25 protein-coding genes and 3 pseudogenes are annotated in these 22,535 nt (G+C 32.6%); 9 read left to right on the forward strand and 19 right to left on the reverse strand.

Annotation, left to right across the window (positions count from 1 at the left end; genetic code table 11):
• A complete protein-coding gene (gene istA / locus LPC09_RS13135; protein WP_231307496.1) occupies positions 1-1,515 on the reverse strand; it encodes an IS21 family transposase in 1,515 nt (504 codons plus the stop codon).
• A 164-nt stretch (positions 1,516-1,679) separates the two neighbouring features.
• Here istA and LPC09_RS27495 point away from each other — a divergent pair, with 164 nt between their 5' ends.
• Positions 1,680-2,159: a CBO0543 family protein gene (locus tag LPC09_RS27495; protein ID WP_331275812.1), complete on the forward strand. Its 480-nt coding sequence runs from the start codon at positions 1,680-1,682 to the stop codon at positions 2,157-2,159.
• A gap of 314 nt (positions 2,160-2,473) precedes the next feature.
• Positions 2,474-2,965: a CBO0543 family protein gene (locus LPC09_RS13140; protein WP_231307497.1), complete on the forward strand. Its 492-nt coding sequence runs from the start codon at positions 2,474-2,476 to the stop codon at positions 2,963-2,965.
• 94 nt (positions 2,966-3,059) lie between these two features.
• Here the strand turns inward: LPC09_RS13140 and LPC09_RS13145 are convergent, their stop codons facing one another.
• The 8 genes from LPC09_RS13145 to norA all read right to left on the reverse strand — a co-directional run bounded on the left by LPC09_RS13145 (position 3,060) and on the right by norA (position 8,995).
• Complete coding sequence (locus LPC09_RS13145) at positions 3,060-3,611, reverse strand: GNAT family N-acetyltransferase (protein WP_231307498.1); 552 nt, start codon at positions 3,609-3,611, stop codon at positions 3,060-3,062.
• Positions 3,612-3,721: 110 nt separating this feature from the next.
• Positions 3,722-3,916 carry a hypothetical protein gene (locus LPC09_RS13150; RefSeq protein WP_231307499.1) on the reverse strand — a complete coding sequence of 65 codons (195 nt, stop codon included), beginning with the start codon at positions 3,914-3,916 and terminating at the stop codon, positions 3,722-3,724.
• Between the two features lie 145 nt (positions 3,917-4,061).
• A complete protein-coding gene (locus LPC09_RS13155) occupies positions 4,062-4,253 on the reverse strand; it encodes a hypothetical protein (RefSeq protein ID WP_231307500.1) in 192 nt (63 codons plus the stop codon).
• A 480-nt stretch (positions 4,254-4,733) separates the two neighbouring features.
• Positions 4,734-5,279, reverse strand: coding sequence for a GNAT family N-acetyltransferase (locus tag LPC09_RS13160; RefSeq protein WP_231307501.1), 546 nt, complete (start codon positions 5,277-5,279; stop codon positions 4,734-4,736).
• A gap of 107 nt (positions 5,280-5,386) precedes the next feature.
• Positions 5,387-6,913 carry a CPBP family intramembrane glutamic endopeptidase gene (locus LPC09_RS13165; protein WP_231307502.1) on the reverse strand — a complete coding sequence of 509 codons (1,527 nt, stop codon included), beginning with the start codon at positions 6,911-6,913 and terminating at the stop codon, positions 5,387-5,389.
• A 19-nt stretch (positions 6,914-6,932) separates the two neighbouring features.
• A complete protein-coding gene (locus LPC09_RS13170; protein ID WP_231307503.1) occupies positions 6,933-7,358 on the reverse strand; it encodes a hypothetical protein in 426 nt (141 codons plus the stop codon).
• A 3-nt stretch (positions 7,359-7,361) separates the two neighbouring features.
• Entirely contained in the window at positions 7,362-7,562 is a 201-nt protein-coding gene (locus LPC09_RS13175) for a helix-turn-helix transcriptional regulator (RefSeq protein ID WP_231307504.1), read from the reverse strand.
• 230 nt (positions 7,563-7,792) lie between these two features.
• Entirely contained in the window at positions 7,793-8,995 is a 1,203-nt protein-coding gene (norA, locus tag LPC09_RS13180; RefSeq protein ID WP_231307505.1) for a multidrug efflux MFS transporter NorA, read from the reverse strand.
• A gap of 113 nt (positions 8,996-9,108) precedes the next feature.
• Here norA and LPC09_RS13185 point away from each other — a divergent pair, with 113 nt between their 5' ends.
• Positions 9,109-9,942: a MerR family transcriptional regulator gene (locus LPC09_RS13185; RefSeq protein ID WP_231307506.1), complete on the forward strand. Its 834-nt coding sequence runs from the start codon at positions 9,109-9,111 to the stop codon at positions 9,940-9,942.
• Between the two features lie 194 nt (positions 9,943-10,136).
• On the opposite strand, the gene LPC09_RS13190 is transcribed toward LPC09_RS13185, so the two are convergent.
• The 3 genes from LPC09_RS13190 to LPC09_RS13200 all read right to left on the reverse strand — a co-directional run bounded on the left by LPC09_RS13190 (position 10,137) and on the right by LPC09_RS13200 (position 11,799).
• Positions 10,137-10,436 carry a hypothetical protein gene (locus tag LPC09_RS13190; protein ID WP_231307509.1) on the reverse strand — a complete coding sequence of 100 codons (300 nt, stop codon included), beginning with the start codon at positions 10,434-10,436 and terminating at the stop codon, positions 10,137-10,139.
• A gap of 301 nt (positions 10,437-10,737) precedes the next feature.
• Positions 10,738-11,004 carry a hypothetical protein gene (locus LPC09_RS13195; protein ID WP_231307510.1) on the reverse strand — a complete coding sequence of 89 codons (267 nt, stop codon included), beginning with the start codon at positions 11,002-11,004 and terminating at the stop codon, positions 10,738-10,740.
• 192 nt (positions 11,005-11,196) lie between these two features.
• Positions 11,197-11,799, reverse strand: coding sequence for a YdcF family protein (locus tag LPC09_RS13200; protein ID WP_231307511.1), 603 nt, complete (start codon positions 11,797-11,799; stop codon positions 11,197-11,199).
• 320 nt (positions 11,800-12,119) lie between these two features.
• Between LPC09_RS13200 and LPC09_RS13205 the strand changes: the two genes are divergently transcribed.
• The 3 genes from LPC09_RS13205 (at position 12,120) to LPC09_RS13215 (ending at position 14,074) form a co-directional block, all read left to right on the forward strand.
• Complete coding sequence (locus LPC09_RS13205) at positions 12,120-12,464, forward strand: ArsR/SmtB family transcription factor (protein WP_231309755.1); 345 nt, start codon at positions 12,120-12,122, stop codon at positions 12,462-12,464.
• A gap of 42 nt (positions 12,465-12,506) precedes the next feature.
• Positions 12,507-13,505: an NADP-dependent oxidoreductase gene (locus tag LPC09_RS13210; protein WP_231307512.1), complete on the forward strand. Its 999-nt coding sequence runs from the start codon at positions 12,507-12,509 to the stop codon at positions 13,503-13,505.
• A gap of 224 nt (positions 13,506-13,729) precedes the next feature.
• Positions 13,730-14,074, forward strand: a complete 345-nt coding sequence (locus LPC09_RS13215; protein ID WP_231307513.1) for a hypothetical protein — start codon at positions 13,730-13,732, stop codon at positions 14,072-14,074.
• A 613-nt stretch (positions 14,075-14,687) separates the two neighbouring features.
• Here the strand turns inward: LPC09_RS13215 and LPC09_RS13220 are convergent.
• The 3 genes from LPC09_RS13220 to wrbA form a co-directional block, all read right to left on the reverse strand.
• Entirely contained in the window at positions 14,688-15,155 is a 468-nt protein-coding gene (locus LPC09_RS13220; RefSeq protein WP_231307514.1) for a DUF2691 family protein, read from the reverse strand.
• Between the two features lie 201 nt (positions 15,156-15,356).
• A complete protein-coding gene (locus tag LPC09_RS13225; protein WP_231307515.1) occupies positions 15,357-16,238 on the reverse strand; it encodes a TIGR01777 family oxidoreductase in 882 nt (293 codons plus the stop codon).
• 271 nt (positions 16,239-16,509) lie between these two features.
• Positions 16,510-17,175, reverse strand: a complete 666-nt coding sequence (wrbA, locus tag LPC09_RS13230) for an NAD(P)H:quinone oxidoreductase (protein WP_231307516.1) — start codon at positions 17,173-17,175, stop codon at positions 16,510-16,512.
• A 310-nt stretch (positions 17,176-17,485) separates the two neighbouring features.
• On the opposite strand from wrbA, the pseudogene LPC09_RS13235 reads away from it, so the two are divergent.
• Positions 17,486-17,839, forward strand: a pseudogene (locus LPC09_RS13235) (TetR-like C-terminal domain-containing protein); the annotation flags it as partial.
• Positions 17,840-18,208: 369 nt separating this feature from the next.
• Here LPC09_RS13235 and LPC09_RS13240 read toward each other — a convergent pair.
• A complete protein-coding gene (locus tag LPC09_RS13240) occupies positions 18,209-19,390 on the reverse strand; it encodes an MFS transporter (RefSeq protein WP_231307517.1) in 1,182 nt (393 codons plus the stop codon).
• 397 nt (positions 19,391-19,787) lie between these two features.
• On the opposite strand from LPC09_RS13240, the pseudogene LPC09_RS13245 reads away from it, so the two are divergent.
• Positions 19,788-20,321, forward strand: a pseudogene (locus LPC09_RS13245) (GNAT family N-acetyltransferase).
• A gap of 301 nt (positions 20,322-20,622) precedes the next feature.
• Here LPC09_RS13245 and LPC09_RS13250 read toward each other — a convergent pair.
• From LPC09_RS13250 to LPC09_RS13260, 3 genes and pseudogenes are all read right to left on the reverse strand, one after another.
• Complete coding sequence (locus tag LPC09_RS13250; RefSeq protein WP_231307518.1) at positions 20,623-21,138, reverse strand: CBO0543 family protein; 516 nt, start codon at positions 21,136-21,138, stop codon at positions 20,623-20,625.
• A gap of 123 nt (positions 21,139-21,261) precedes the next feature.
• Positions 21,262-21,360 (reverse strand): annotated as a pseudogene (locus tag LPC09_RS13255) (carbohydrate ABC transporter permease); the annotation flags it as partial.
• A 38-nt stretch (positions 21,361-21,398) separates the two neighbouring features.
• Positions 21,399-21,683, reverse strand: coding sequence for a hypothetical protein (locus tag LPC09_RS13260; RefSeq protein WP_231307519.1), 285 nt, complete (start codon positions 21,681-21,683; stop codon positions 21,399-21,401).
• 220 nt (positions 21,684-21,903) lie between these two features.
• Here LPC09_RS13260 and LPC09_RS13265 point away from each other — a divergent pair, with 220 nt between their 5' ends.
• The gene (locus LPC09_RS13265; protein ID WP_231307520.1) at positions 21,904-22,512 is read left to right on the forward strand and encodes a hypothetical protein; all 609 of its coding nucleotides are present in this window, start codon (positions 21,904-21,906) and stop codon (positions 22,510-22,512) included.
• The last annotated feature ends 23 nt before the right edge of the window (positions 22,513-22,535 follow it).

Here is a 22,535-nt window from a genome sequence, read left to right on the forward strand (position 1 = left end):
TTACTGACCTCCTGTTAATTGTCCATATTGAGCTACATTCGATTTTTTAACTTTATAATCTACTAGATTAGTAGGCGTTTTCTCTTTCGAAAGGTCATGGATTTTGACGTTTGCGTTTGTCAGTTTTTGAATTATTTCATGAACCACTTCATACCTAAATATCTGCGTTTGTTCCGCCTGTTGTAAAGCTTGCGTGAGTTTCTCCATTCCTATCTCCCGATGGAGAAGGAGTAGACGAATAAACTTTCGATCTCCTGCAGCACCTTCTTGTTCACGCATCTTTTGATGGAAACGCCTGAACACTTCTGGTACTTTAGAAGATTGAAAGGCACGGGCATCTCTGACAGCACGTGGTTTCTTTAATAGAGCTTCTAGATAATGATCTAAAACGGTAACCATTTGATTTCTCTCATAGGAACGAGAATGTTCCGCGATCACTTGATTTTGAGCCACAACGATCACACGATCCACAAAAATTTTTGCCCACACAGCTTGACCGACATAGCTACATGGAACAGAGTATTGGTTGGTATCAACGGTTATTAAAGATGTTTTATTTACTTGGCATGAAACAAGCCTACACGCCTCAAAACGGTTCTCTGGCAATGGGTGAAGCTGTTGTTTCTCCTTTTCCCACATAGCTAAAACTGTTTCTTTTGAGTAAGGTACCATTCGTCTATCAGCCTCTTGTAGGCACCATTCTGAAAGGTATTCATTTAATTCCTCTAACGATTGGACTTCTGGTTTAGGTACAAGGGCATTTCTTCTTATATAACCTACTGTCCCTTCAATGCGTCCTTTTTCGTTTCCAGATCGTACATTACAAAATTCTGCTTTGAATAAATAATGAGCCTGGAGAGCGATAAAAGATTCTTGTTCGAGGCGATCACGCCCCTGAAGAATTTTAAGTACAGCTGTTTTTAAATTATCGAAGAGTCCTTCAGTTGGAACGCCTCCAAAAAACTCAAACGCATGAACAAAACCATCTAAGAAAGCTTCTTGTTTTTCATTTAGATAAGCTCTTACAAATCGTAGGCGGCTTGCCGAAAGCTGAATGCAAAAGAGGTAAACACGTTGCGTTCGACCCTGTAGAATAATGTCCGCCTCTCCCCAGTCGAATTGGAATTGGTGGCCGAGTTGAAAATCAAGTGGAATGAAGACTTCCTGTAGTTTCTTTTTACGTTTGGCAACGATTTTTCGAATATTGGATGCGGAACCTTTGAAATCATACTCGTCTTCTAGTCGATTGAAGATTCTCGCAGCTGTATGTTTTTGTTTTCCCCAGCTCTTTAGATCTTCCTCAAGCCATTGATCGATAATCGGCAATACTCGCTTTGTTTCATCAGAATACTGCTTTGTACCATAGACCTTTTGGCGTTGAATGGTTGTAGGAGCTACATTTTGTTTTAAGTATTTACTAACGGTGTTTCTTGAAATACCAAGTTTTTCTGCAATTTGTCTTTGTGATAATCCTTCAACCTCTTTTAAAAATTTGATACGATGAAATTGAGCCATATTGATCATCCTTTTGTTCCTCTTCTCTGATTGATAGTTTGGTCACTTACAATCATAAAAGAGGTTAATTAAATTGGAAATCGTGTGGCTCATTTTTTATGTGATCAAACTATTGAAAAGTGGCTCAAATCTAATTTATCAAATACATTGTTGTTGTATATATCATATTTGCTTATTTCTTTGTTGATTGGAAGAACTGGAGAAAGTATTATTCAACAATTCAATTCTTTATTATTTGTAATTTGTTATATAATTTCATTTTTTATAACCATACCCTATGGAGATACCATGCCGTAACTGTTGACTGGTTAAATCACACTCTTATCGATATTACTTTTTCTTTTTTTATCGTACCAGTCGTTATTATTATTTACTTAAGATATTACCCTAAAGGAAAAAAGCAATACTTATATATAGGGATATGGATCGCTTACTTTACAATCATAGAATTTCTTTTCTATAAAAAAGGACTTTTTATTTACGAAAATAATTGGAACCTTTTCTGGTCCGGTGTTTTTAATTTAATACTTTTTACGATGGTCAGAATGCATTATAAACGCCCTCTTACAGCTTTAATCGTATCAATACCTATAATTGCAATCCTATTAATTTTATTCCATCCTTCTCTAAATGATTTGAAATAATTGATGGTGATTTTATGGCAATTGACCAAATATCAACACCTATTTTTTTACTTTTATTGTCCACAATATATATTTTGATGTGGATTTATCTTTTTAGAAATAAAGATTGATTTTCGGTTAATATTTTCTAAGTGGTTTACGAACTAATTACATATTTTTCTCACTTATGTATAACCTAAAATTATTCTTGTAAAAAAGTAGGATTGAGATTCATCTATCAATTGCTTCGATACAAACAAGTGACTAAAAAATGTCACAGAGCTAGTTTAATTTGGGCTTACATTACTTCTGTACATAAAAGTGAGGCTAGAATAATGAAACAGCGGTTTGAAAAAAACACTCTGAGGTTTTTAATGGTCTTGGGTTTGATTATGTTCGTAAATTTAATAAGAAAGCCTCCTACTAAGGATTGGATGTTAATTTTTCTGTTCAAAGGCTATATCTCTTCTATCCTCGATAAGTTAGCGGTGACTAAAAATAAAATAGTGTATCCAGTAAACTTATTTAAATGGTTTGATATTAGCTTTATTTTTGACTATTTACTTTTTCCTGTTGTATGTGTTTACTATAACCAAATTACAAAGTCGTCGAATCTTTTTTGGACAATCGCTAAAACCTTCTATTTCAGTATTCCAATGACATTAATAGAGCACTTTTTTGAAAAGCGTACAAGTCTTATTAAATTTAAAAATGGTTGGAATATTTATTGGAGTTTAATAACACTTTCTTTGACTTTTCTCATATCTCGTACTTATATTGCGTTAGTTAGAAAAGCTGATAATACTCCTGTTCCAAAGAACAGCTAAGGGGTTTATCAGTATTTATTTGTCATTTTACAGATCAATCAATAAGGGTGGAAACAAGTATTTTCCTGTCTACTTGTTAGTTGAATATATTTTCTTAATTAAGATCGATGTCTCCTTTTAAGAGTGAGTACATAAATAAATCATCAAATTTACCACAAGTATATTCATAATGCCTTAGCAAACCCTCTCTTGTAAATCCTTGCTTTTCTACTAATTTTTGTGACGAGAGATTTGCTGGTTCAATTAAAGCTTCAATTCTTTCTAATTGATAGTGATGGTATCCGAATTTAACAACTGCTTCTAATGCTTCACTAGCTATTCCTGTCCCCCAGTAATCTTTACTTAATTCAAATCCAACTTCAGCTCGATGATGTTTGGTAACCATATTAAGAAAGCCACAACTTCCAATAATTTTCCCAACATCTTTTAGTGTAATTCCCCATCTAATGCCAGTGCCATCTTTAACAATAGATTTATACCAATTAATCTCATCCCAAACAGCTTTAACTGTTTGGAAAGGCGCTAACCCCATATGCTTCACAACATCTTTATCAGATAAATATTTAAACATATCACTTGCATCATCGATTGTTACCTCTCTTAAAATTAATCTTTCAGTTTCAATTATCGGAAATTCTTTATTCATTCATTTTCCTTCTTTCGTTTCACTGTTATTAAATAAGTTTGTTTGCTTGCTATCTACTGCAGTTGAGCCAGCTTGGAGGATCGTCTGTTATCCACATTGTCCCATTTTTCTTAATAAACACTTGCAGAGGCTATTACTGCAATGCTCCACATAATAAGTGAAAAAGAAATTGTAAGCCATACAGTATTAACCGTTGTTTTTTCTTCATTCTTTACCTTTTTTAATATCGTTACTAAATTCAAACAAAATATAATACAAAATAAAGGCATTAAAAACCATCCCATATATAGAAATGCAACAATCATTCCCTTCCCTCCCTTTAGTTTAACAACCCTTCTATGTCAGATAAATATCACAATAAATAACTTCACCAAAAAGCACGTAAATCCCTTTTTGGATTCACGCGCTTTGAAGTAATCGTTATCATTTATGGAAATAACTTTAGATGGACTAAGGTAATTCATCTTGATTTTTCACTACAATTTCGTCCTTATTTTCCATAAGTTCTTTTAATGTTTCTTTCTTTTTCTCTCTTTTGTCTGAAAGATGAGACATCAGAATAGCGAAAAGAGCATAACCTCCAATGATAAGCGCAATGATAAAAACAATCGGAGTAGCCCCACTTAAATCAAGTTGTTGCATATTTCCACATCCAATCGATTATAGAAGTATATTTTGAATTAATGAATTATTTTATTCATAAAGATGAATATTTTAAAAGAAATGCATCTAATTATCACCATTGTCCAGTTCAAACATGAACATATCGAATATAATACTAATGCAGGAGCAACTCCTGCTATCATCTTCAGTACATGTGATTAGTAACCTTGGATAAGTTGCTCATCACACAAGCATTTTCTCCTTCAGGCTATTACCCGTTCGTTGGGTAATAGTTTTTTATGTTATATCTAGGTAATAAAGCCGCCTGGCGGTATTTGGACTTGTTATATGAGAAAAATACAATACATTTGCCACAGGTGGTCAATTATAGAAGTTCCTTCTACATTTTCTTCATTATAAAATTAAACTTTAACCAATGAACAATGAGTGTGATTTTCTCCAATGTAGCATTATTAATAAAGTCGCAACAATTCATAAGAAATCACTACTTTACCTATACTACGTCAAACTTATATCATTTTGACTTATATGATATAGAACATGTTTTTTTAATAAACTCTTCTCATTAACTCTCGGGTGAACAAAAGCTTTTACAAAGTTCATACCGATTTTTCTCATAACGTTTTTTGATTGCTTATTAACATCTGCTGTAAAGCTATAAATATCACTAAAATCCAATTCGGTAAATCCATATTGTAAACAGGCTGTCGCTCCCTCAGTAGCATATCCTTTTCCCCATGCCTCTTTTTTAAGTCGCCAACCAATTTCAATACACGGTGTAAAATCAGACTCGAATATTGCCCTATGAAATCCTATAAACCCAATAAACTCTTTATTTACCTTTTCTTCCACCGCATAAAGTCCAAATCCACATTCTTTAATCTCGGATATAATTGATTTATAGAATGTAATTGTTTCTTCAGAAGATAAAGGTTTAGGAAAATACATCATAACTTTTTCATCCGAATTTAATCGAATAAATGGATCTAAGTCTGTTTCTCTCCAATCTCGTAATTGCAATCTCGATGTTTCTAAATATATCATTTCACACCTTGCGAAAATGTATGATTGGAAATTCACTAATTAATATGCAACTTTTTTGGTTTGAAAATATATCAACAACAAGGGATTCATGCCCAAAAGATATAGTATTAAATAAATATAGGAGCTACTACGTGGATCATTACATCCGCAATAAAATGGGCAATCATTGCAAACTCTAATCCTCGAAATAAAAATAGTACTCCAAAAGTAATTCCGCCAATTCCGTTTATCAGAAGCATTCCTAAAAATAGCCCCAGTGTCATCTCATAGGTAGATGCAGCAACACCATAATGTAAAAGCCCAAAAATTAAAGAAGCAATTATAATTGCTGTCCAATTTGCAGAATTAGTTAGGTTCTTCCTCTTACGAAACCTGGAAAATAACCACAATACAAAGGTAACTAAAAAGAGTCTAAATATCGTTTCTTCTGTAATACCTGCTCCTAAGGAACCTAATATCCCTAACCACCAAACTGGTTCATTTATTGAAGAATTATCAATTCCAAGTGCATTTGATATATTATAGCTTACAATCATTATAAAAATTGAAGTAATCACTCCATAAATTATGGCGAATCCTGAATTCTTTACATCTTGTTCTTGGATCTTTTCCTTACAAATAAACGAAGTTATAATAGGTAATTTCACTCCGATTTTCTTACCCATTAATAATGAAAGAAAGATTAAGACAGCACCTTCTACCAACATCTGGCCTGAGAAAATCAGAGTAAAAAGCCATTGTGAAACTCCCATTTCTTCATGAAATCCCTCTCTAGCTATAGCGTAGGGAGCCATCGCTATAGCTCCTATAACATTTAAAATTAATAAGACAAAATAAATTTTCCAATTAATAATGGATTGCTTTTCTTTTGCTAATATTTTCTTGTTGTCTTGTTTACTCTCGTTACTACATTCATAATCATTCATTTTTTCTTCAAGAGTAGCTGCTAGTCTATCAGAATCTTGAATATAAACCAACACTTTGTTCACCTGTTTTTTAAGTCCAAAATATCCAGTATAGGAAATCGGTTTATTGAAGATAATCTCATGCCTCAATTCATCAGTTATTCCAAATATTCTAGTTAGTAATCTAGGAAAAGAAGTGGCATGAAAAACTCCTTTTTCGTGAATGATTCCACCTTTATCGGTATATGTAAGTTGTGCCTTTTGAACTGAGTCAATGTCAGATATATGAAATGATAGCTCTCTTCTTGCTCCTATTTTTATTTCGACTTTATTATTGATTATTCGTATTGGCGTATTTCGTACCCAATTGTAATCCCCAATCATGTAAATAATGCTATAAATATGAAGAGCTGACATTATATTTGCATATGATGGATCTACTTTTTTTAAGTATATATGAAATACAATCATTTCTATTACTTGTTCATGCAAAAGTGCAATGAACAGCCAAAAATAATTAGAATTCTTATGTAGCGAATACTCTTTATTATTGTCCTTTATTCTCCAACGAAAAAAAGCATAGAATAATATTTTCCACTCTTTTAAAAAAATTGTGATGAACGGATTTTTTTCAATCTTACCTTGCTTATATCTTATAAATAAATAAACAATAAATATTTCTAATGTAGTAAGTAATAGTATGAGGGATATCATCATTTGTATATCCACTATTCGTTATTCCTCCCTTCTATTTATGTTTTTTATGCTCAAGCCAAAACAATACATATTGTACAATCGCCATACCTGTTAAAAGAATAACAGGAAAATATGGTATGTGATTAAGATATGCTGTAAGCGCTATTGCAATCGGGAGAAAAGATGCAAAGAAAATATAAACCTTACGAGTTGCCTTATATGTAATCCACTGAAGTCCCTCATCTTCTTCTTTAAACTCCATAGGAATTAAAGAAGGCTTTACCTTATTTTTAGGATTTTTCATATTATTTATGGGGATAGCTAAAATAAGTATTAAAATTGGAACACCCAGTACTAGAGGATCAATTTTCAACAAACTTGGAACATCGTCTGAATAGTGATTACCCAGCATAATAATCCCCAAGCCAAGTACAAGTAAAGCATTAAATATCGGGGACTGAAAAATTCGTTTTAACATGGATCATTCTCCTTCTAGATAAAATATTTGTTCAACAGGGACTTGGAATATTTTTGCCATTTTTAATGCAAGAGTAATAGATGGAGCATAGTCTCCTTTTTCAATTAACCCAATTGTTTGCCTTGATACTTCGATCCTTTCAGCTAATTCAGTTTGAGTTAATCGATATCTTGCCCGCAATTCGCGCACAGAATTATTCAACATGGTTTCACTCAGTCTCCTTTTATATTCTCATTATCATCGTAAAGTATCTATGACATAATGTAAACTATAGTTGTCATTTTGTCATAAATAATTAACATTCTTTTTTGTAAAAAAACTTAAGTTTCTCCTATAGAATATGATCTGAAGAAAATAAAAAAAGTCAATTTGGTCATCTTAAATAATGACCAAATTGACTTTTTTTCATATTATAATTTTAGACCTCTTACTTTTTAGTTTGATAGATTAGCCACACTAGTTTTTACTTCGTTTGAAGAATTGCTACCTTGCTTCCTCCAGAACAATGTCATTACTATTCCTAGAAATAGAATCACAGTCGCAAAGTAGTATGGATAGTTAATATTTACATCAAATAATATCCCCCCAATAATTGGACCACTAATGTTCGCCAGACTCGTAAACATGGAGTTCATTCCACCAACGAAACCCTGTTCTTCCCCTGCAATATTTGAAAGGTAGGAAGTAACTGCTGGTCTGAATAAATCGAATCCTACAAAAACAATAAATGTAACAAGTAAAATAGAAAAATACGAAGATACAACAGTCATTAAAAAGACTAGTAATCCCGACAATATTAAACTATAACGAATCAGTTTAATTTCTCCCCAAACTCGTGTAAGCCGATCGAACAATAAGACTTGTGAAATAGCACCAAAAATGGCCCCACCGGTAATAACAATCGCTATATCAGATGGTGTAAATTGAAATTTATGATCCACAAATAAACTAAAGAATGATTCAAATGCAGCTAGACCAAATGAGGCAATAAAAATTAACATAAAAGCGAAGAAATATTTTGGCTCAATCATACGACTGAACCCATTCTTTCCCCCTTGGGTTTGTTCGTTTATTTTCATTGCACGATTAGGCTCAGATATAAACATAATAGTTAGTATTGCAGCGATTGTACCTAGAGCACCTGCAAAGAAGAATGGAATACGTGTACCGAATTCCGCTAAAAATCCACCGATACCAGGTCCAATAATGAACCCTGTACTAATCGCAGCCGACATATATCCCAGTGCTTTAGGACGAGTTTCTAAGTTTGTGATATCAGCAATAAAAGCTGTAACACCTGGCATAATAAATGCTGCGCTGACTCCACCTAAAATCCGGGAAATAAATAACACTTCTATTTCTTTTCCTAGTCCAAATAATAACTCTGATAAGCCGAAAATAAATAAGCCAAGTACAATCATAATTTTTCTTCCAAATTTATCTACTGCTTTCCCTGCAAATGGCGAAACAATCAATTGTGCAATTGCGAAAGCAGCTGTTAGATAGCCAACTATCTTACCATTTATCCCTAATTCATTCATCAGTGTAGGTAAAACGGGAATAACAAGACCGATTCCCATAAAGGCTATAAATAAATTCAATAATAATAACCCTAAAGTAATTTTATCATTCTTCATTTCGTATTTTCTCCTTCACGATTGACCTAAAACCAAACGAATTCACTTGATTTCTTTACTGTTTTTATCCTAATCTATATAGTAACTATATAGTCAAGGGTGTTGATGAGAAAGTGAATAAAAAAAATACGAAATACTTAACTACTGGTGAATTTGCAAAGCTTTGCAAAGTTAATAAACAAACACTTTTTTACTACGATCAAATTGGTCTTCTCTCTCCCATATTTAAAAATGAAAAAGGTTATCGTTTTTATTCAATGAACCAAATTGAGTTATTCTTTGTTATCGATTTATTAAAAGAGCTTGGTATGTCGCTAAATGATATTCAACAATATACGCAGCATAAATCTCCTGAAAGTTTTTTAACTTTAATGTATCAAAAGAGAGAAGAGATTGTGAAAAAGCGGCAGGAAATTGAAATGAAGGAAAAACTAATTGAAACTAAAATCGCATTGATGGAAGAAGCCTCTCAACTTGACTTTCATCAAATTAAACTTGAACATTTGCCAGAAGCAACACTTTATTTAAGTAGAAAAATCAAAAATAATACCGATGAGGAATTTGTAGAGGTTATTTCTGATTTTATTGATGAATTAAATGAGCTACAGCTTGATACAGGATATCCTATAGGTGTTATAACAAATCGGGAGCAAGTTTTACAGGGAGAATTCTCAAAATATAGCTATCTATACATCGAGCAACCACAACCTAAAGAAGGATATTCATATTTCCAGGCTGTAAAGGGTCATTTTCTCGTTGGCTATCATATTGGAGATGAACAAACAATTCATAAAACCTATAAAAGGCTTTTTGAAGAAATGGAACGTTTAGAATTAACATTAGGAGATTATGTATTTGAAGAGTATGTTTATGATACAGTAGTAAAAAACCAAAAGGAACATTACGTCACCAAAATCATGGTTCAGGTAATTACCGATCATGTGTAAGAGAATATGAATAAATGTAAAACTGCTTAAAAAATCAACAATAAATTATCTGTTATTCATCTCTTGTACGACTGAGTTTATTCCTCTACTCTTTATTAAAACCTCTAATTTAACTTTACACCTGTTATTTCTGTAATTGCTGCTTTAATACTTATTGGGATATTGATAATCAGCGGAATATTTTGACGGACCTTTTAGAATAAATCACCTATACTTATAATGATGCCGATCATTGAGAAGGAGAGTATGATTAATACTAAAAACAATATTGTAGGTGCTACCTTCTTCAGAAATCCATCTTCTTTATTTTTAAAACTTAGTGAAGTAAAAAATAAACTTAAGATTCCCGACAAAATAGAAGTGAAGAACAATGCTCTTAATATAATGATCATTATACCTTTAGGCTGGTCAGGAGCAATTGTATAAGATGCGAATAAAGTTATTGCACAAACCACACCCAACAGTGCAGCACCTTTACTATATTTCTTATTCAAAGGATTATAACTCCTTCCTACAAAAAGCTACATATAAATATGGCAAGAGAAAACACTTTAGACCGCATGACTTTTTAAAGACCATTTTCTTGATCTGTCTATTAGAAATGAAAGTTAATCGATAAACTACCACCATTTCATTTTGTCGATCTTCGTTACATTGGCATTTATTTTGATCATTGTAATTTTTAACAAATACATATCTTGGTGTCGTATGCTTTAATAAGCCTCTCCATTGCTTCTATACAAAAAACATCCAAGAAATTTGTCGGTTAGAACGACGACTACAATTCTAAAAATCTCACATAGGTATATATCCTTTTGTTAAGTAAACATAAATCATCACTGGGATAAAACTAAATAACATAGCTAAATTTATTAATGCTAGAAGTCTATTCTTTGCTATGTAACCTAAATAAAAACCTAATGGATTAAGGATGAATGTTAGCATTCCATACGGTTTTTGTATGTTAAGAACTAGATAAGGAACCCATGAAATAACACCCAAAAGAAAAAGAGTTAAAGAAAGATAATAAAATATTTTTATTCGTAGAGTTAATTTATTCATTCATTTAAATCTCCAATATTAAATTAATAGTTCTTGAATTAATCAATTCATTTAAGTGGTTAGTTTCACAATCTTTTTACATTTTAACATATATATCCAATTCAAAGAAGATGTTAAATTCCTGATTTCATGATTTCTGAAATAAGCACATTGCCTTGTTCAGAAAATCCTTTGTTCGAAGTTACACCAATTTCAATAATTTCTAAAAGGTGAACTACACTTGTATCCAATATAAAAGAATATCTCTCTAATTAAAAATGGAGTTTTACTTTTAAAAGACTTATACATTGTGGTTGTGGTAGGTGAAGAATATGCTACCATCCCAATATCATTTGCTATCATGATTGCTCGTTTCATATGTAATGGGTCGCTTACAATAGTAAATGTTTTCAAGTTGTTCATTGTTGCAATTTCAAATGCGTTAATCAGGTTTTCTTCTGTGATTTTTGACTTTGTTTCTATCAAAATATCTTCTTCATCTACACCATTATCCATTGCATAATCCCTAGCAACTTCTGATTCAGTATAATCATCTTCATTTCCTTTACCACCAGTAAATATAACTTTTTTAACGTATCCATTCTTATAAAGCCATATAGAATGATTGATTCTCTCTCTTAATACAGGTGATGGTTGATCTCCCCACACAGCTGCACCAAGTACAATAGCTGCATCTGACTGAACCAATTGATCCTTTTGACTAAAAGACCATATACTATATGTTGAATAAGTAATGAGCATGAAAAACAATAATATTACTAGTAAACAGAATATACGTAACTTTTTTATTCTCATTCAACACACCTAGTCCCTTTCTTCATTTTTTATCGCTATACGTTGGTATTCCTCGTGATGATAAAGGATAATCCCACCCCGATTCAGTCTATTCAAAATAACTATAAATTCAACATTCCTTCCTAATTTTAACATGATTTGCATAATTGTTTTTCAACAATATCGCGCTTGGAAAATGATAAAGAGCTCAAATGCTTCCTCTCTAAGTTGTGTTCGTCTCGATTTTCTTTCTCAATATTGCACCTAACATAACAATAGTTTATTGTTGTATTCAGCAATATGGTTTATCAACTTAAACCATTAATCCAATTGCTGGAGGTATATTACTGATGAATAAACAGGACCAACTTAATTTGATCAAGGAGGATTTCACTAATTGTCAAAAAGTATTATTGGCAATTGGTGATGAAACACGTCAATCGATCTTATTAGTTCTAATGGGGACGGATTGTCAAACAGGATTAAGAGTAGGTGAAATTACTGAACAAACACATCTTTCTCGACCTGCTGTGTCCCATCATCTTAAGGTTTTACGTGATGCAGGTGTTATTTTAATGCGTAAAGAAGGGACAAAAAACTTTTATTATATTAATGTCAGTACAGAATTAGGTTTATTAAGAAGGCTTATGCTGGATATTGATCAGTTCATGCAGAACTTTTATTAGAATAATGGAAGATGAAACACAAATTATTTGGAGGTAAAGACTATGAAAGCAATGGTTATAGATAGGTATGGGAAAGTTCCAATGCGTTTGGCAGAATTGACCATACCCGAAATTGGTGAATATGAGGTACTAGCAGAAATTCATGCAGCTAGTATTAATCCTATTGATTTTAAGATACGTGATGGGAAAGTGAAATTGTTAGTTAAATATAAAATGCCTCTTACCTTAGGGAATGACTTTTCTGGTGTCGTTGCAAAGGTTGGCTCAAAGGTAACTCGTTTTAAAGTTGGTGACGAAATATATGCACGTCCGCGTAAGAGTAAAATAGGTACTTTTGCTGAATATATCGCTATTCATGAAGATGATATTGCCTTAAAACCTAAAAATTTGAGCTTTGAAGAAGCGGCCTCGATTCCACTGGTTGGGCTAACCACCTATCAAGCCCTAATAGACATTTTGCAATTACAAAAGGGACAAAAGATTTTAATTCAAGCTGGGGCTGGTGGTGTTGGTACATTTGCTATTCAGCTGGCTAAATTAATGGGTGCCACTGTTGCAACAACTGCCAGTGATGCTGGTGAGAATTTAGTGAAATCTCTTGGTGCAGATAAAATGATAAATTACAAGACAGAAAAATTTGAAGTGGTACTAAAAAACTATGATGCCGTTTTTGATACACTTGGGGGTGAGATACTCGAAAAGTCATTCGAAGTGTTAAAAAGCGGAGGAAAAATTGTTTCCGTTTCGGGATTACCGAATGCTCGTTTTGGTAAAGAATATGGCTCAGGATTTTTTAAAACGTTGTTGTTTTCAGCAGCAAGTCATAAACTTAGTGCGCTTGAAAAGAAACATAATGTTCAATACACCTTTCTGTTTATGAAACCAAGTGGAGAGCAATTACGTATAATCGCAAACTTTATTGAGTCTGGAAACATCAAACCTATTATTGATAGAGTTTTTCCATTTGAAGATGCTCAAAAAGCGATGGAATATGCGGAGTCAGGAAGAGCAAAAGGAAAGATAATACTAAAAATCAGATAAATTTGTCAAACAAAGCAACTTAATCCCTCTTTCCTTTTACTTTTTTAAATGGTGTGACATTTGTATTGATTTTATATATGGTGTAAAGATAACTTTTTTCAATAATTACTTATCCTAATATCAAACAAATTCACCGTTTTTATAATTAATAAACAAAATGTTACACATAAATATTTGCATTTAGGCAAAAATTATAGAAACAAGCAAATTGGAGACCAACATATATGATTTTTCTTGCTCTTTTGTTAATGCTAGGTGGATTAGTTACAATTAATGCCATATATGCTTATCACACGAAGCACATTGATACTCATTTTCTATCTACTTTATGGTATTACATAAAACTTTTCCCTTTTTTTCTATCTTCGAGTATGATGATTGGTTACGGTGTAAAATTTCTAGCAAAAGTTGTAGATAACTTAACCTTCTCTCTTATTGTTTCTAAGGGATTGGAGATCCTGGTAAGTGTGGCAATTGGTTTTATATTTCTAAAGGAAGTTCCTAGTTGGCGTACTGCAATTGGTATCATAATTATATTAATAGGTTTCTGGATATTAAAGGGTGAATAATCCTTAATTAATCGTCTCAAGTATTTAACATACGAATTTATCTATTACATAATTCTTATGCTTCTTTTCTATTTATTTTAGTTTGTTTTTTGCCAATCTCTTTCCATCTTCATCCAACCGAATAAAGTGAATACCATACTTAGCGACAAACAAATAATCCAAACGATCAATAACTCAATAATTGTTACCTCAAGTCTAAATGAGTTAAGTAGGAATTTAAGAATAAGATAGTCAAATACAAATGGTATTGATAAGATTAGACTATACAACAAGACAAATCTTTGCTTTCCTCTTTTTCTAATAAGTCCCCAGTCTATACTGATAGACCTCCAATCAAGATCCGTTTTTGGTTTAAACGTTTATTGATCTGTATACAACACTTGTGACACATTAAAGAATTAAAAGTCATGTTACCTATATTTCAAAGAATATGTTAGAGCTATACAAATATATAATGTTGTATGATCCAAAACACTTTAAAACTGCAATGCTTTTTAAAAGGTACAATAGAACTAACAAAATTTTGGATCTCATTATAGACAATTTGGTAATATCTAGGAAGTTTTTTGTCTGGAAAAGATGGCTCTCCATTCTTACTAGTTTCACTTAATCTTTACCATACTGTTAAGTTTGCTCTCGAATCATTCTTGTCAGTAATGTATTGGAGATGATCAAAACCTTTATTTTTTGCATTTTCATACAATCTTTTTAGGCTTTCATTGTCTTTACAATAGATTGTGACATAAGCAGAATCAACAATTAATAATACAAGTTGACATTCACTTTTCAAGTAATCCTCATAGGTTTTAATATTATCAAGTTGTTTATTTTTTGGGTAAGCTTTTAAATCCGTAAAAATTAGGTAATAGTTGTTTTCTTCTATAAGTTTTTTAAAGTGCCTACCTTCCAGCCAATTTATCTCATCTTTAAAAAGTAGCTCCCCTAATTCATCACCTTTTAGCAAATATGACTCCTCGCCCCCAGTTCTCCAGATGAATTTAGCCGTTTCAAAAGGCATTAAAATCTCTCCAAGTAAACTTCCATATTTGTTTGGGATTTCAAAGCTGATTCCACGTTCCAATTTTATCTCCTACCTTTAACATGCCGTTTACTAGAATTTTAAAAATTATAGAAGAAATTATATTCCCCATTAATTTTTTTCTCTTTTGGAATTCAAAAATCGTTTCCAAATATCTCCTTTATTTATAGGAAGCCTACCATTTTCATCTATCATGGGACCGAATTGTAACCCTTCACAGTCTAATTTTTTGAATATCTCAATTTATAAAATGTCTTGCAAGGTCTTATCAAGAGTTCCAAAGGTAAACGTGTAACCTTCACGTTCTAACCGTTCTGGTAGAACCCAGCGACTTTTTAATACCAATTCTGTTTCGGTTTTGATTAGAAAAGAGCCAATCTCCAACATCCATTTGGGAGATGGTATTCCGAATGGTACATTCATAGTTTTTCTTAGTTCTTGCATCAATTTACGATTACTTACAGGTTGTGGGGAAGAGCAATTAAAAACACCACTTAAACTTTCTTTATCTTTCAAAAAAAGAACGATTTGAAATAAATCCTCTACATGTATCCAACTAAACTTTTGGTTTCCCGTTCCCTGATTTCCTCCAAGTCCAAATTTCACTAAATTTCGATAAGGTATAATGACTCCGCCGTTCTTACCTAATACAATAGCAATGCGTAATGCGATTTGTCTCGTTTTAGGTAGATCAAAGGAAAAGAATGTTTTCTCCCAAGTTGTTGCAACATTAACGGAGAATCCAGAACCAATCTCTCCATTTTCCTCTGTCATCGGACGATCTTCTGCATGTCGATAAATGGTTGCCGTACTGGAATTCATCCAAATCTTAGGTGGATTATTACAGGCCTGTATAGACTCTCCAAGAATAGTAGTGGTCCTAATCCTTGAATTCATTATTTCATTCTTATTAGCTTCATTGTATCTACAATTGACTGATTTTCCAGCAAGATTAATAAGAAGTTCACTATCCTCTAATGCCTCTATAATCCCTTTTTGATCTTCCCAAGAAATATGTTGTATTTGCCTTGATATGATATATACCTCATATCCTAATTCCTTAAATTTTTCATAAAAAAATTCACCGATGAAGCCTGTACCCCCTGCTAAAACTACTTTTTTCATAAAAAAACTCCAATCTACTTATTCTTATAATCCCTACTTGAATAAACGCGCTTTGTTTTCCTGAAAATAAAACTAAAAGATTTCCTATTTAGTGATCACCATTCAGTTTATATGCACTGTTAAATAGGTAAATAAGTTCCGCTTCTCCTTTTTTATGACATTTAATTTTACCATATCACAATTCCATAAAACTGGATATAACTTACCTAGTTAAGAACTTACTCACACTAAAAAAAGGGCTAATCTTCTATACTTGATTAGCCCTTTCATATTATTGATTTCCTTTTTTCACCCATTCAGCTACTGTAACAGTACGCTTTGCTTGATGTTTAACTGCAGCTTGAACGTCTTCAATCATTTTTCCATCTTGACCAACTGTTACACTAGTTCCGTACGGGTTGCCACCAGCAGCGAATGTAACTGGATCAGTATAACCAGGAGAAGCAACAAGAGCCCCCCAATGATGCATTGTTGTATAGAGTGATAGAAGTGTTGCTTCTTGGCCACCATGTGGATTTTGTGCTGAAGTCATTGCACTAACAACCTTATTAACAAGTTTTCCATTAAACCAAAGGCCACCAGTTGTATCTAAGAATTGCTTCATTTGCGCTGGCATATTTCCAAAGCGAGTAGGTATGCTGAAAATTATAGCATCAGCCCATTCTAAATCTTCTAATTTTACCTCTGGTACGTCTTTTGTTGCTTCTACATGTGCTTTCCATGCTGGATTAGAATCAATTGCTGCTTGTGGAGCTGTTTCAGGAACTTTTAATACTTTTACTTCAGCCCCATTTTCTTTTGCACCTTGCTCTGCCCATTGAGCTAACTCGTAATTTGTACCTGTTGAACTGTAATAAATAACTGCTAATTTTACATTTGACATATTATTCGTCTCCTTTACTGTAGAACTTCCGAATAATTTACTTAAAATACCCATTGTCAAAACACCACCTATTCATTTTTACCTTTTTTCCTCAGCTATAAAACCACCCCTTCCAAGAATCCTTACAGATCTTTTCCAAAAATAGAATGGAAGATAGGTAAAGGCTCTAAATGGAAATTAAGTTAATTTAATCTTACTGAGTTTTCTTCAATTGATAAATCTCAATTTAAAATATTTTTAATTCGAGATAAATTATATAACAATTAGTTTTCAAAGTCCACCAATCAAGTTTTCATGATCTTAATTTTAAAATATTAAATAGATTGTCCATATTCGCTACCACTGTTCCACAGCTGTTAGAGATAGCTCACAATCTCTAACGCCGATTCCACTAGTCATTTCACTATTTGAATTTCTAAATGACAATAGTGGATTCATGAGAGCGGTGTTAGGTCCAAAAGGAGATTTATCTTTCCAGAAAAAACTAAAGGATTTTATGAGTGAACATGTACTTGAAAATAATCAAAACAAATTAGTTAAAGAAGAAAATCTACTTGTTCCAATAGAATATTTATCTTCCTATGTTGCATCTGCACATATAGGAGTCATTCAACAGTGGTTGAATAGCGGTAGGAAGGAATCACCTCATGAAATGGCACGAATCCTTTCAACCATTACAGTTAATGGTCCCCTTTTTGCAGCTGGTATTAAAAAATAAATCTTAAATAAAGAGAGGGATTGCTTGATAAAAGTAGATTCCATCCCTCTTTTCTATTAACTAGTTTCACATTTCTAGAACGTTAGCCTTAGTAGATTCTCTGTGATATTTCTAAACACAGTATATTGTTTAGTAACCCATTAATTAACTCACCAGTTTAATGAATAACTAAAGATAATTCATTTGATGTTTGCGAACAACTTCTAAGCGCGAGGTTCCCCTTACAATAGAACAAGCGAACAGCCTTAGCCGGTCGCTCTTTTACAAACATGATAAAGAGCGCACATCCTTATTCAAGAATGGCGCTTAGATTGCTAAGATCTTTATTTTTTTGTTCACTTCACGCTAACCTAGTTCAATAAAAACATTTCATTTTGAGGTCATCTTTCTGTTGGAAAATGCCGGTTCTTTTTTTGTTTCTTGGACCTTTTGGGTACTAAGGACAAAACTAATGATTGCTGTAATGCTGCAAACATACGGAAGATAAGGGTATCCCCAATTAGATATAACATAACCACCAATCATGGAACCAATGGTAATACCAATATACAGAGCCGTATTATTCCACGCCATAACAATTCCTCGTTGCTTTGGATATTCAACTGCTAATCTTGCTTGGTATGATGTAAATCCTGCATAACCGACCAAAGCCCATATGAACAGAAAGAAATAAATCCAATCGCCAGATGAAAAGAATATACCTAAACAAACGAGTATTACAGTCAAAAATATTAGCGTAGCTTTCGAAATCTTCTTTACTCCAAACCTATCTGTAAATTGTCCACTTATAAGACTTCCTAATACCGCTCCAATACCATAAAAACTAACAGCTAATGCAATTTCTGATGAAGAGAATCTATTTTCGGAATAAAGAGCGGCACCTAAGTAAACATATAGTGCATACATTGAAATCGCCCAAATGGTGGTAACACTTACCGAACCAAGTATTCTTAGTAGATTTCCTTCTAATTGATTCCTTGTAAAATCACTTTTAGAAATATGTTTCCACGTTTTGAAATTTATTACTGCCAATATAGTCCCTATAATAGCCATGATAACAAATACTGAACGCCAACTAAGAAAATGCTCTAGTAACGTACCGACTGGTGCCCCTGCCCAAAGAGCTGTTAAATGTCCTGAAACAACAATTGATAGCCATGTTCCCCTCCGATTTGATGGTGCAATATCCCCGATAATGGCATAAATCAATGGGGTAATCGCTGCAACCGACAAACCAGCTAAAATACGACTAATAATTAACCAGGTAAAAGAAGGTGAAAAAGCAGTTAAGATATTAGAGAAGGAAAATAACAATAACCCCAGCGTAATAAAAATCCCTCTTCCATTCTTATCTGAAGCCCAACCAAAGAAAGGTGCTGCAAGAGCATATGTTAAAGCAAAAACAGTTACCATCCATCCTGTCATCGATGAACTAACATTATACACTTCCGAAATGAACGGTAGTAACGGAGACACTACAAATAAATCAGTACCCATTAGAAACAAGGTTATCCAACCAACACTTAAACTTACACTCCCATGCGAGTTCATTACATCCCCCATTTACACTTATTGTATATGTATATTCTTTAGAGTCAAAAAAGACCTTCTTGGTCAGTAAACTCCGTTAGTGGAACAACAAATAGGGCTGCCGTAGCAACCCCTGAATCTTCAACTCAAGCGTCCAGTTAGTTGATGAGGGTATGCCTTGTTTTTTTTGACAATTAGTTTGAGATGGTTCAATCCATATTAAAAAATGTCCTACTCAATTGGTTTGGTTTGCTAATTTTCTTTCCAATATCACATTTATTGAAATGACTTTATTGAGATAATGCTTAAATTCATTTTAAAGCTTGGAGAGGAACACTTTCTTAATGACTTCGTGCATAAAGAAAGTGCCATTTATGGGAAGAATAGATATATTTATTAAAAGACAAGGAGACTATAAATGGATTTCTTAATTCGACAAGAACTCACTACAGAATATAAGACGACTGAAGATATAATTAAAAAAGCCTTTTTAAATGAAGAATTTAGCGACAAGAGAGAACATTTACTTGTAAATAGGATTAGAAAATCAGAAGCATTCATTCCTGAACTTTCATTAGTTGCATTAAATCAAACCAAAGATGTGATAGGTCATATTCTTCTCTCTAAAGTAGAAATTGTAGATGGTAATAATGCAGTAGATTCTTTGGCACTTGCTCCAGTTTCTGTTACTCCTGAGCACCAGAAAAAAGGAATTGGGAGTCAATTAATTTACGCTGCATTAAAAAACGCAAAAGAACTTGGTTATCATTCCGTCATTGTTTTATGACATAAAGACTATTATCCTAAGTTTGGATTTAAACCCGCTAGCTTATGGAACATACAAGCACCATTTGAAGTGCCTGATGAAGTGTTTATGGCTCTTGAGCTTACACATAATTCTCTTAAAAATGTGCAAGGTGTCGTTCATTATTCAAAAGCCTTTTCAGAGTAAAAGCTAGATAAATGATAAATTTTTCAAAATAGAGGCTGTTACGAAATTTGTTTTAAAACATGTTCTATGGACTGCCTCTTTTTTATGTCTGTATTACCTGTTCCGTCATCAGATTCTTTATTGCGAACTTCGCAACACTTCCATGATCAACTAGTGAATCATTCTTTTATAAAAAAGTTTGCTTACTTTCTACTTGTGCTCTCCTTCAATCAGGCCCAAAACATGAAAAAGCACTTACCTTTCATTCAAGATAAGCACCTAGTTTAAACGAACAAGAACGTAATTAGCATTAACCTGTAAATTAGGAAATTGGAACATGAAAATAAATAACAAAAAAGAAAACAATCGGAATTGAGGCTAGTAATGCAATAATTGGGTATCTATAATGTAGCCATAGCATAGGAAAAATAATAGTATTAAATAAGACTGACCATCCTATTATCCAACCATTATGATGTGTAATTAATTCTAAATATCGCAAATTTATATATTCTATTATCGAAAATAAAAATACCCAAAATAATACCCATAAAACAATTTTAATTTTCCCCATTGGGAATCTTCCAAGATACAATAAGACACTTGATGGATAAGCAACAAACATGATTAACAATGAAATAACAGTATGATTTGGTAGCAAATCAACCCCGAATATATTTTCCTTATATTCCCACATTTTGTAGTCATGACAAAGAAAATTATAAAGCAAATCACCAAACCATAAGAACAATATCGTGGAATGATATTTCCTCCAATTTCTCCAGTCACCCCATATTATTCCTGCAATAAAAAATAAACCGTTAAAAATTAAATGCATGTTATCAGCTCCGAATTTTTCTGTTACACATTATTCCCTAAATATGTAAGTTGTATTAAACGGACTGACACTTTAAATCCTCTCTTTCACTAAAGCGCTTTTTTTACTGAAGAATACAATTATCTATTCTTTAACTGATCCTACGACAATACGAGTGATAAAATACTTCTGTAAAAGTGGATAAATTAATAATAATGGAATAGTTGAGATTACAATTTTAGAATTTGCTTGATCCATTTTTCTGACGATACAATAAGTAATTATTTTTTATTTTTTAGGTCTAAAAGTATAGGTGCTATATTTAGTAAGATCGAAACAATTGTTAAAAACCATAATGCCTTTTCCATAGTAGGTACAACATCCAATAATGCAGCCCAATCTTCAGCTTTTACCCAATTAGATACAAGGCTTTGCTCTCCACAGAGTGTCAATGCTGTAAATGATAATCCCATTGCCATCGCAAATTTATAATCTTTTCCTGTTTTATACATATAAAGATTTATAAAAGTTGCTACTATGGCAATAAGCCCTAAAATTAACCACATAATTATCCTCCAATCTCATACTTAAACACTTCACTTCCTAATTTTAGCATTTTTCTCATTCTAGTTGTTGAACAATCTGATGTTCTCTTTTATATTATGGTAAGATATAACAATCGTTATAATATCATTTGACCTATTAATCATTAGATAATTTCAAAAGTTCCTAATTACCGGGGCGGAAATAGTTAAAGGAAGTTTTGCTAGAAAGGGATGTTTATGAATGAAAAAACTTAATAGAATTCTTTTTTTCAATACTACTCTGCTATTGGCAGGTCTCCTACTCAGTGGTTGTTCTGATGAGAAGGACACAGTATCAAATACAGATCCTACAGACAAGGAATCTACTGTAGAAACAAACTCCTTATCAGAGTCGGAAAACTCTCATACTGAAGTAAAATATAATGAAACATCATCTGAAATTACGAAAAATGAAAACTCTAAAGCCGATTCTGTAAATGAAGAAGATGAATTAAACAAAGAAAATGAGAGTACTGTTTCTGATGTAAAAGAAAGTCATGAAGAAACAAAGCCTAACGAAAATGGAGATCAAGAAAAAGAAAACAACACAAGTACACAAAGTGAAAATCAGCAAATTCATGATTCTGCAACAGCTGACGAGAAACAAAAGGCTGTTTCTTTAGTAAAAAGTTATTTACGTGATAGAGGTGAATTAGAGGAAGATGAAAATCACTTTGTAGAATATGATGGAATGATTAACGAATACATAATTGTAAGGTATTCTACCTTATTATCAGGTCATTCTTCAACTAACGGACGCTATGCAGTAGATTTAACTAAGGGTGAAGTTGAATCGGCTACACTTAACTAGACAGAAAAATTAAGGTCAAGTAG

The organism is Metabacillus sp. B2-18 (assembly GCF_021117275.1).
Classification (GTDB): domain Bacteria; phylum Bacillota; class Bacilli; order Bacillales; family Bacillaceae; genus Metabacillus.

What these genes read in the sequence shown, in the direction of transcription:
- istA (WP_231307496.1), bottom strand. Translation starts at nt 1,515, where the DNA reads ATGGCTCAATTTCATCGTATCAAATTTTTAAAAGAGGTTGAAGGATTA.
- LPC09_RS13140 (WP_231307497.1), top strand. Translation starts at nt 2,474, where the DNA reads ATGAAACAGCGGTTTGAAAAAAACACTCTGAGGTTTTTAATGGTCTTG.
- LPC09_RS13145 (WP_231307498.1), bottom strand. Translation starts at nt 3,611, where the DNA reads ATGAATAAAGAATTTCCGATAATTGAAACTGAAAGATTAATTTTAAGA.
- LPC09_RS13150 (WP_231307499.1), bottom strand. Translation starts at nt 3,916, where the DNA reads ATGATTGTTGCATTTCTATATATGGGATGGTTTTTAATGCCTTTATTT.
- LPC09_RS13155 (WP_231307500.1), bottom strand. Translation starts at nt 4,253, where the DNA reads ATGCAACAACTTGATTTAAGTGGGGCTACTCCGATTGTTTTTATCATT.
- LPC09_RS13160 (WP_231307501.1), bottom strand. Translation starts at nt 5,279, where the DNA reads ATGATATATTTAGAAACATCGAGATTGCAATTACGAGATTGGAGAGAA.
- LPC09_RS13170 (WP_231307503.1), bottom strand. Translation starts at nt 7,358, where the DNA reads ATGTTAAAACGAATTTTTCAGTCCCCGATATTTAATGCTTTACTTGTA.
- LPC09_RS13175 (WP_231307504.1), bottom strand. Translation starts at nt 7,562, where the DNA reads ATGTTGAATAATTCTGTGCGCGAATTGCGGGCAAGATATCGATTAACT.
- norA (WP_231307505.1), bottom strand. Translation starts at nt 8,995, where the DNA reads ATGAAGAATGATAAAATTACTTTAGGGTTATTATTATTGAATTTATTT.
- LPC09_RS13195 (WP_231307510.1), bottom strand. Translation starts at nt 11,004, where the DNA reads ATGAATAAATTAACTCTACGAATAAAAATATTTTATTATCTTTCTTTA.
- LPC09_RS13200 (WP_231307511.1), bottom strand. Translation starts at nt 11,799, where the DNA reads ATGAGAATAAAAAAGTTACGTATATTCTGTTTACTAGTAATATTATTG.
- LPC09_RS13210 (WP_231307512.1), top strand. Translation starts at nt 12,507, where the DNA reads ATGAAAGCAATGGTTATAGATAGGTATGGGAAAGTTCCAATGCGTTTG.
- LPC09_RS13215 (WP_231307513.1), top strand. Translation starts at nt 13,730, where the DNA reads ATGATTTTTCTTGCTCTTTTGTTAATGCTAGGTGGATTAGTTACAATT.
- LPC09_RS13225 (WP_231307515.1), bottom strand. Translation starts at nt 16,238, where the DNA reads ATGAAAAAAGTAGTTTTAGCAGGGGGTACAGGCTTCATCGGTGAATTT.
- wrbA (WP_231307516.1), bottom strand. Translation starts at nt 17,175, where the DNA reads ATGGGTATTTTAAGTAAATTATTCGGAAGTTCTACAGTAAAGGAGACG.
- LPC09_RS13240 (WP_231307517.1), bottom strand. Translation starts at nt 19,390, where the DNA reads ATGAACTCGCATGGGAGTGTAAGTTTAAGTGTTGGTTGGATAACCTTG.
- LPC09_RS13250 (WP_231307518.1), bottom strand. Translation starts at nt 21,138, where the DNA reads ATGCATTTAATTTTTAACGGTTTATTTTTTATTGCAGGAATAATATGG.
- LPC09_RS13260 (WP_231307519.1), bottom strand. Translation starts at nt 21,683, where the DNA reads ATGTGGTTAATTTTAGGGCTTATTGCCATAGTAGCAACTTTTATAAAT.
- LPC09_RS13265 (WP_231307520.1), top strand. Translation starts at nt 21,904, where the DNA reads ATGAAAAAACTTAATAGAATTCTTTTTTTCAATACTACTCTGCTATTG.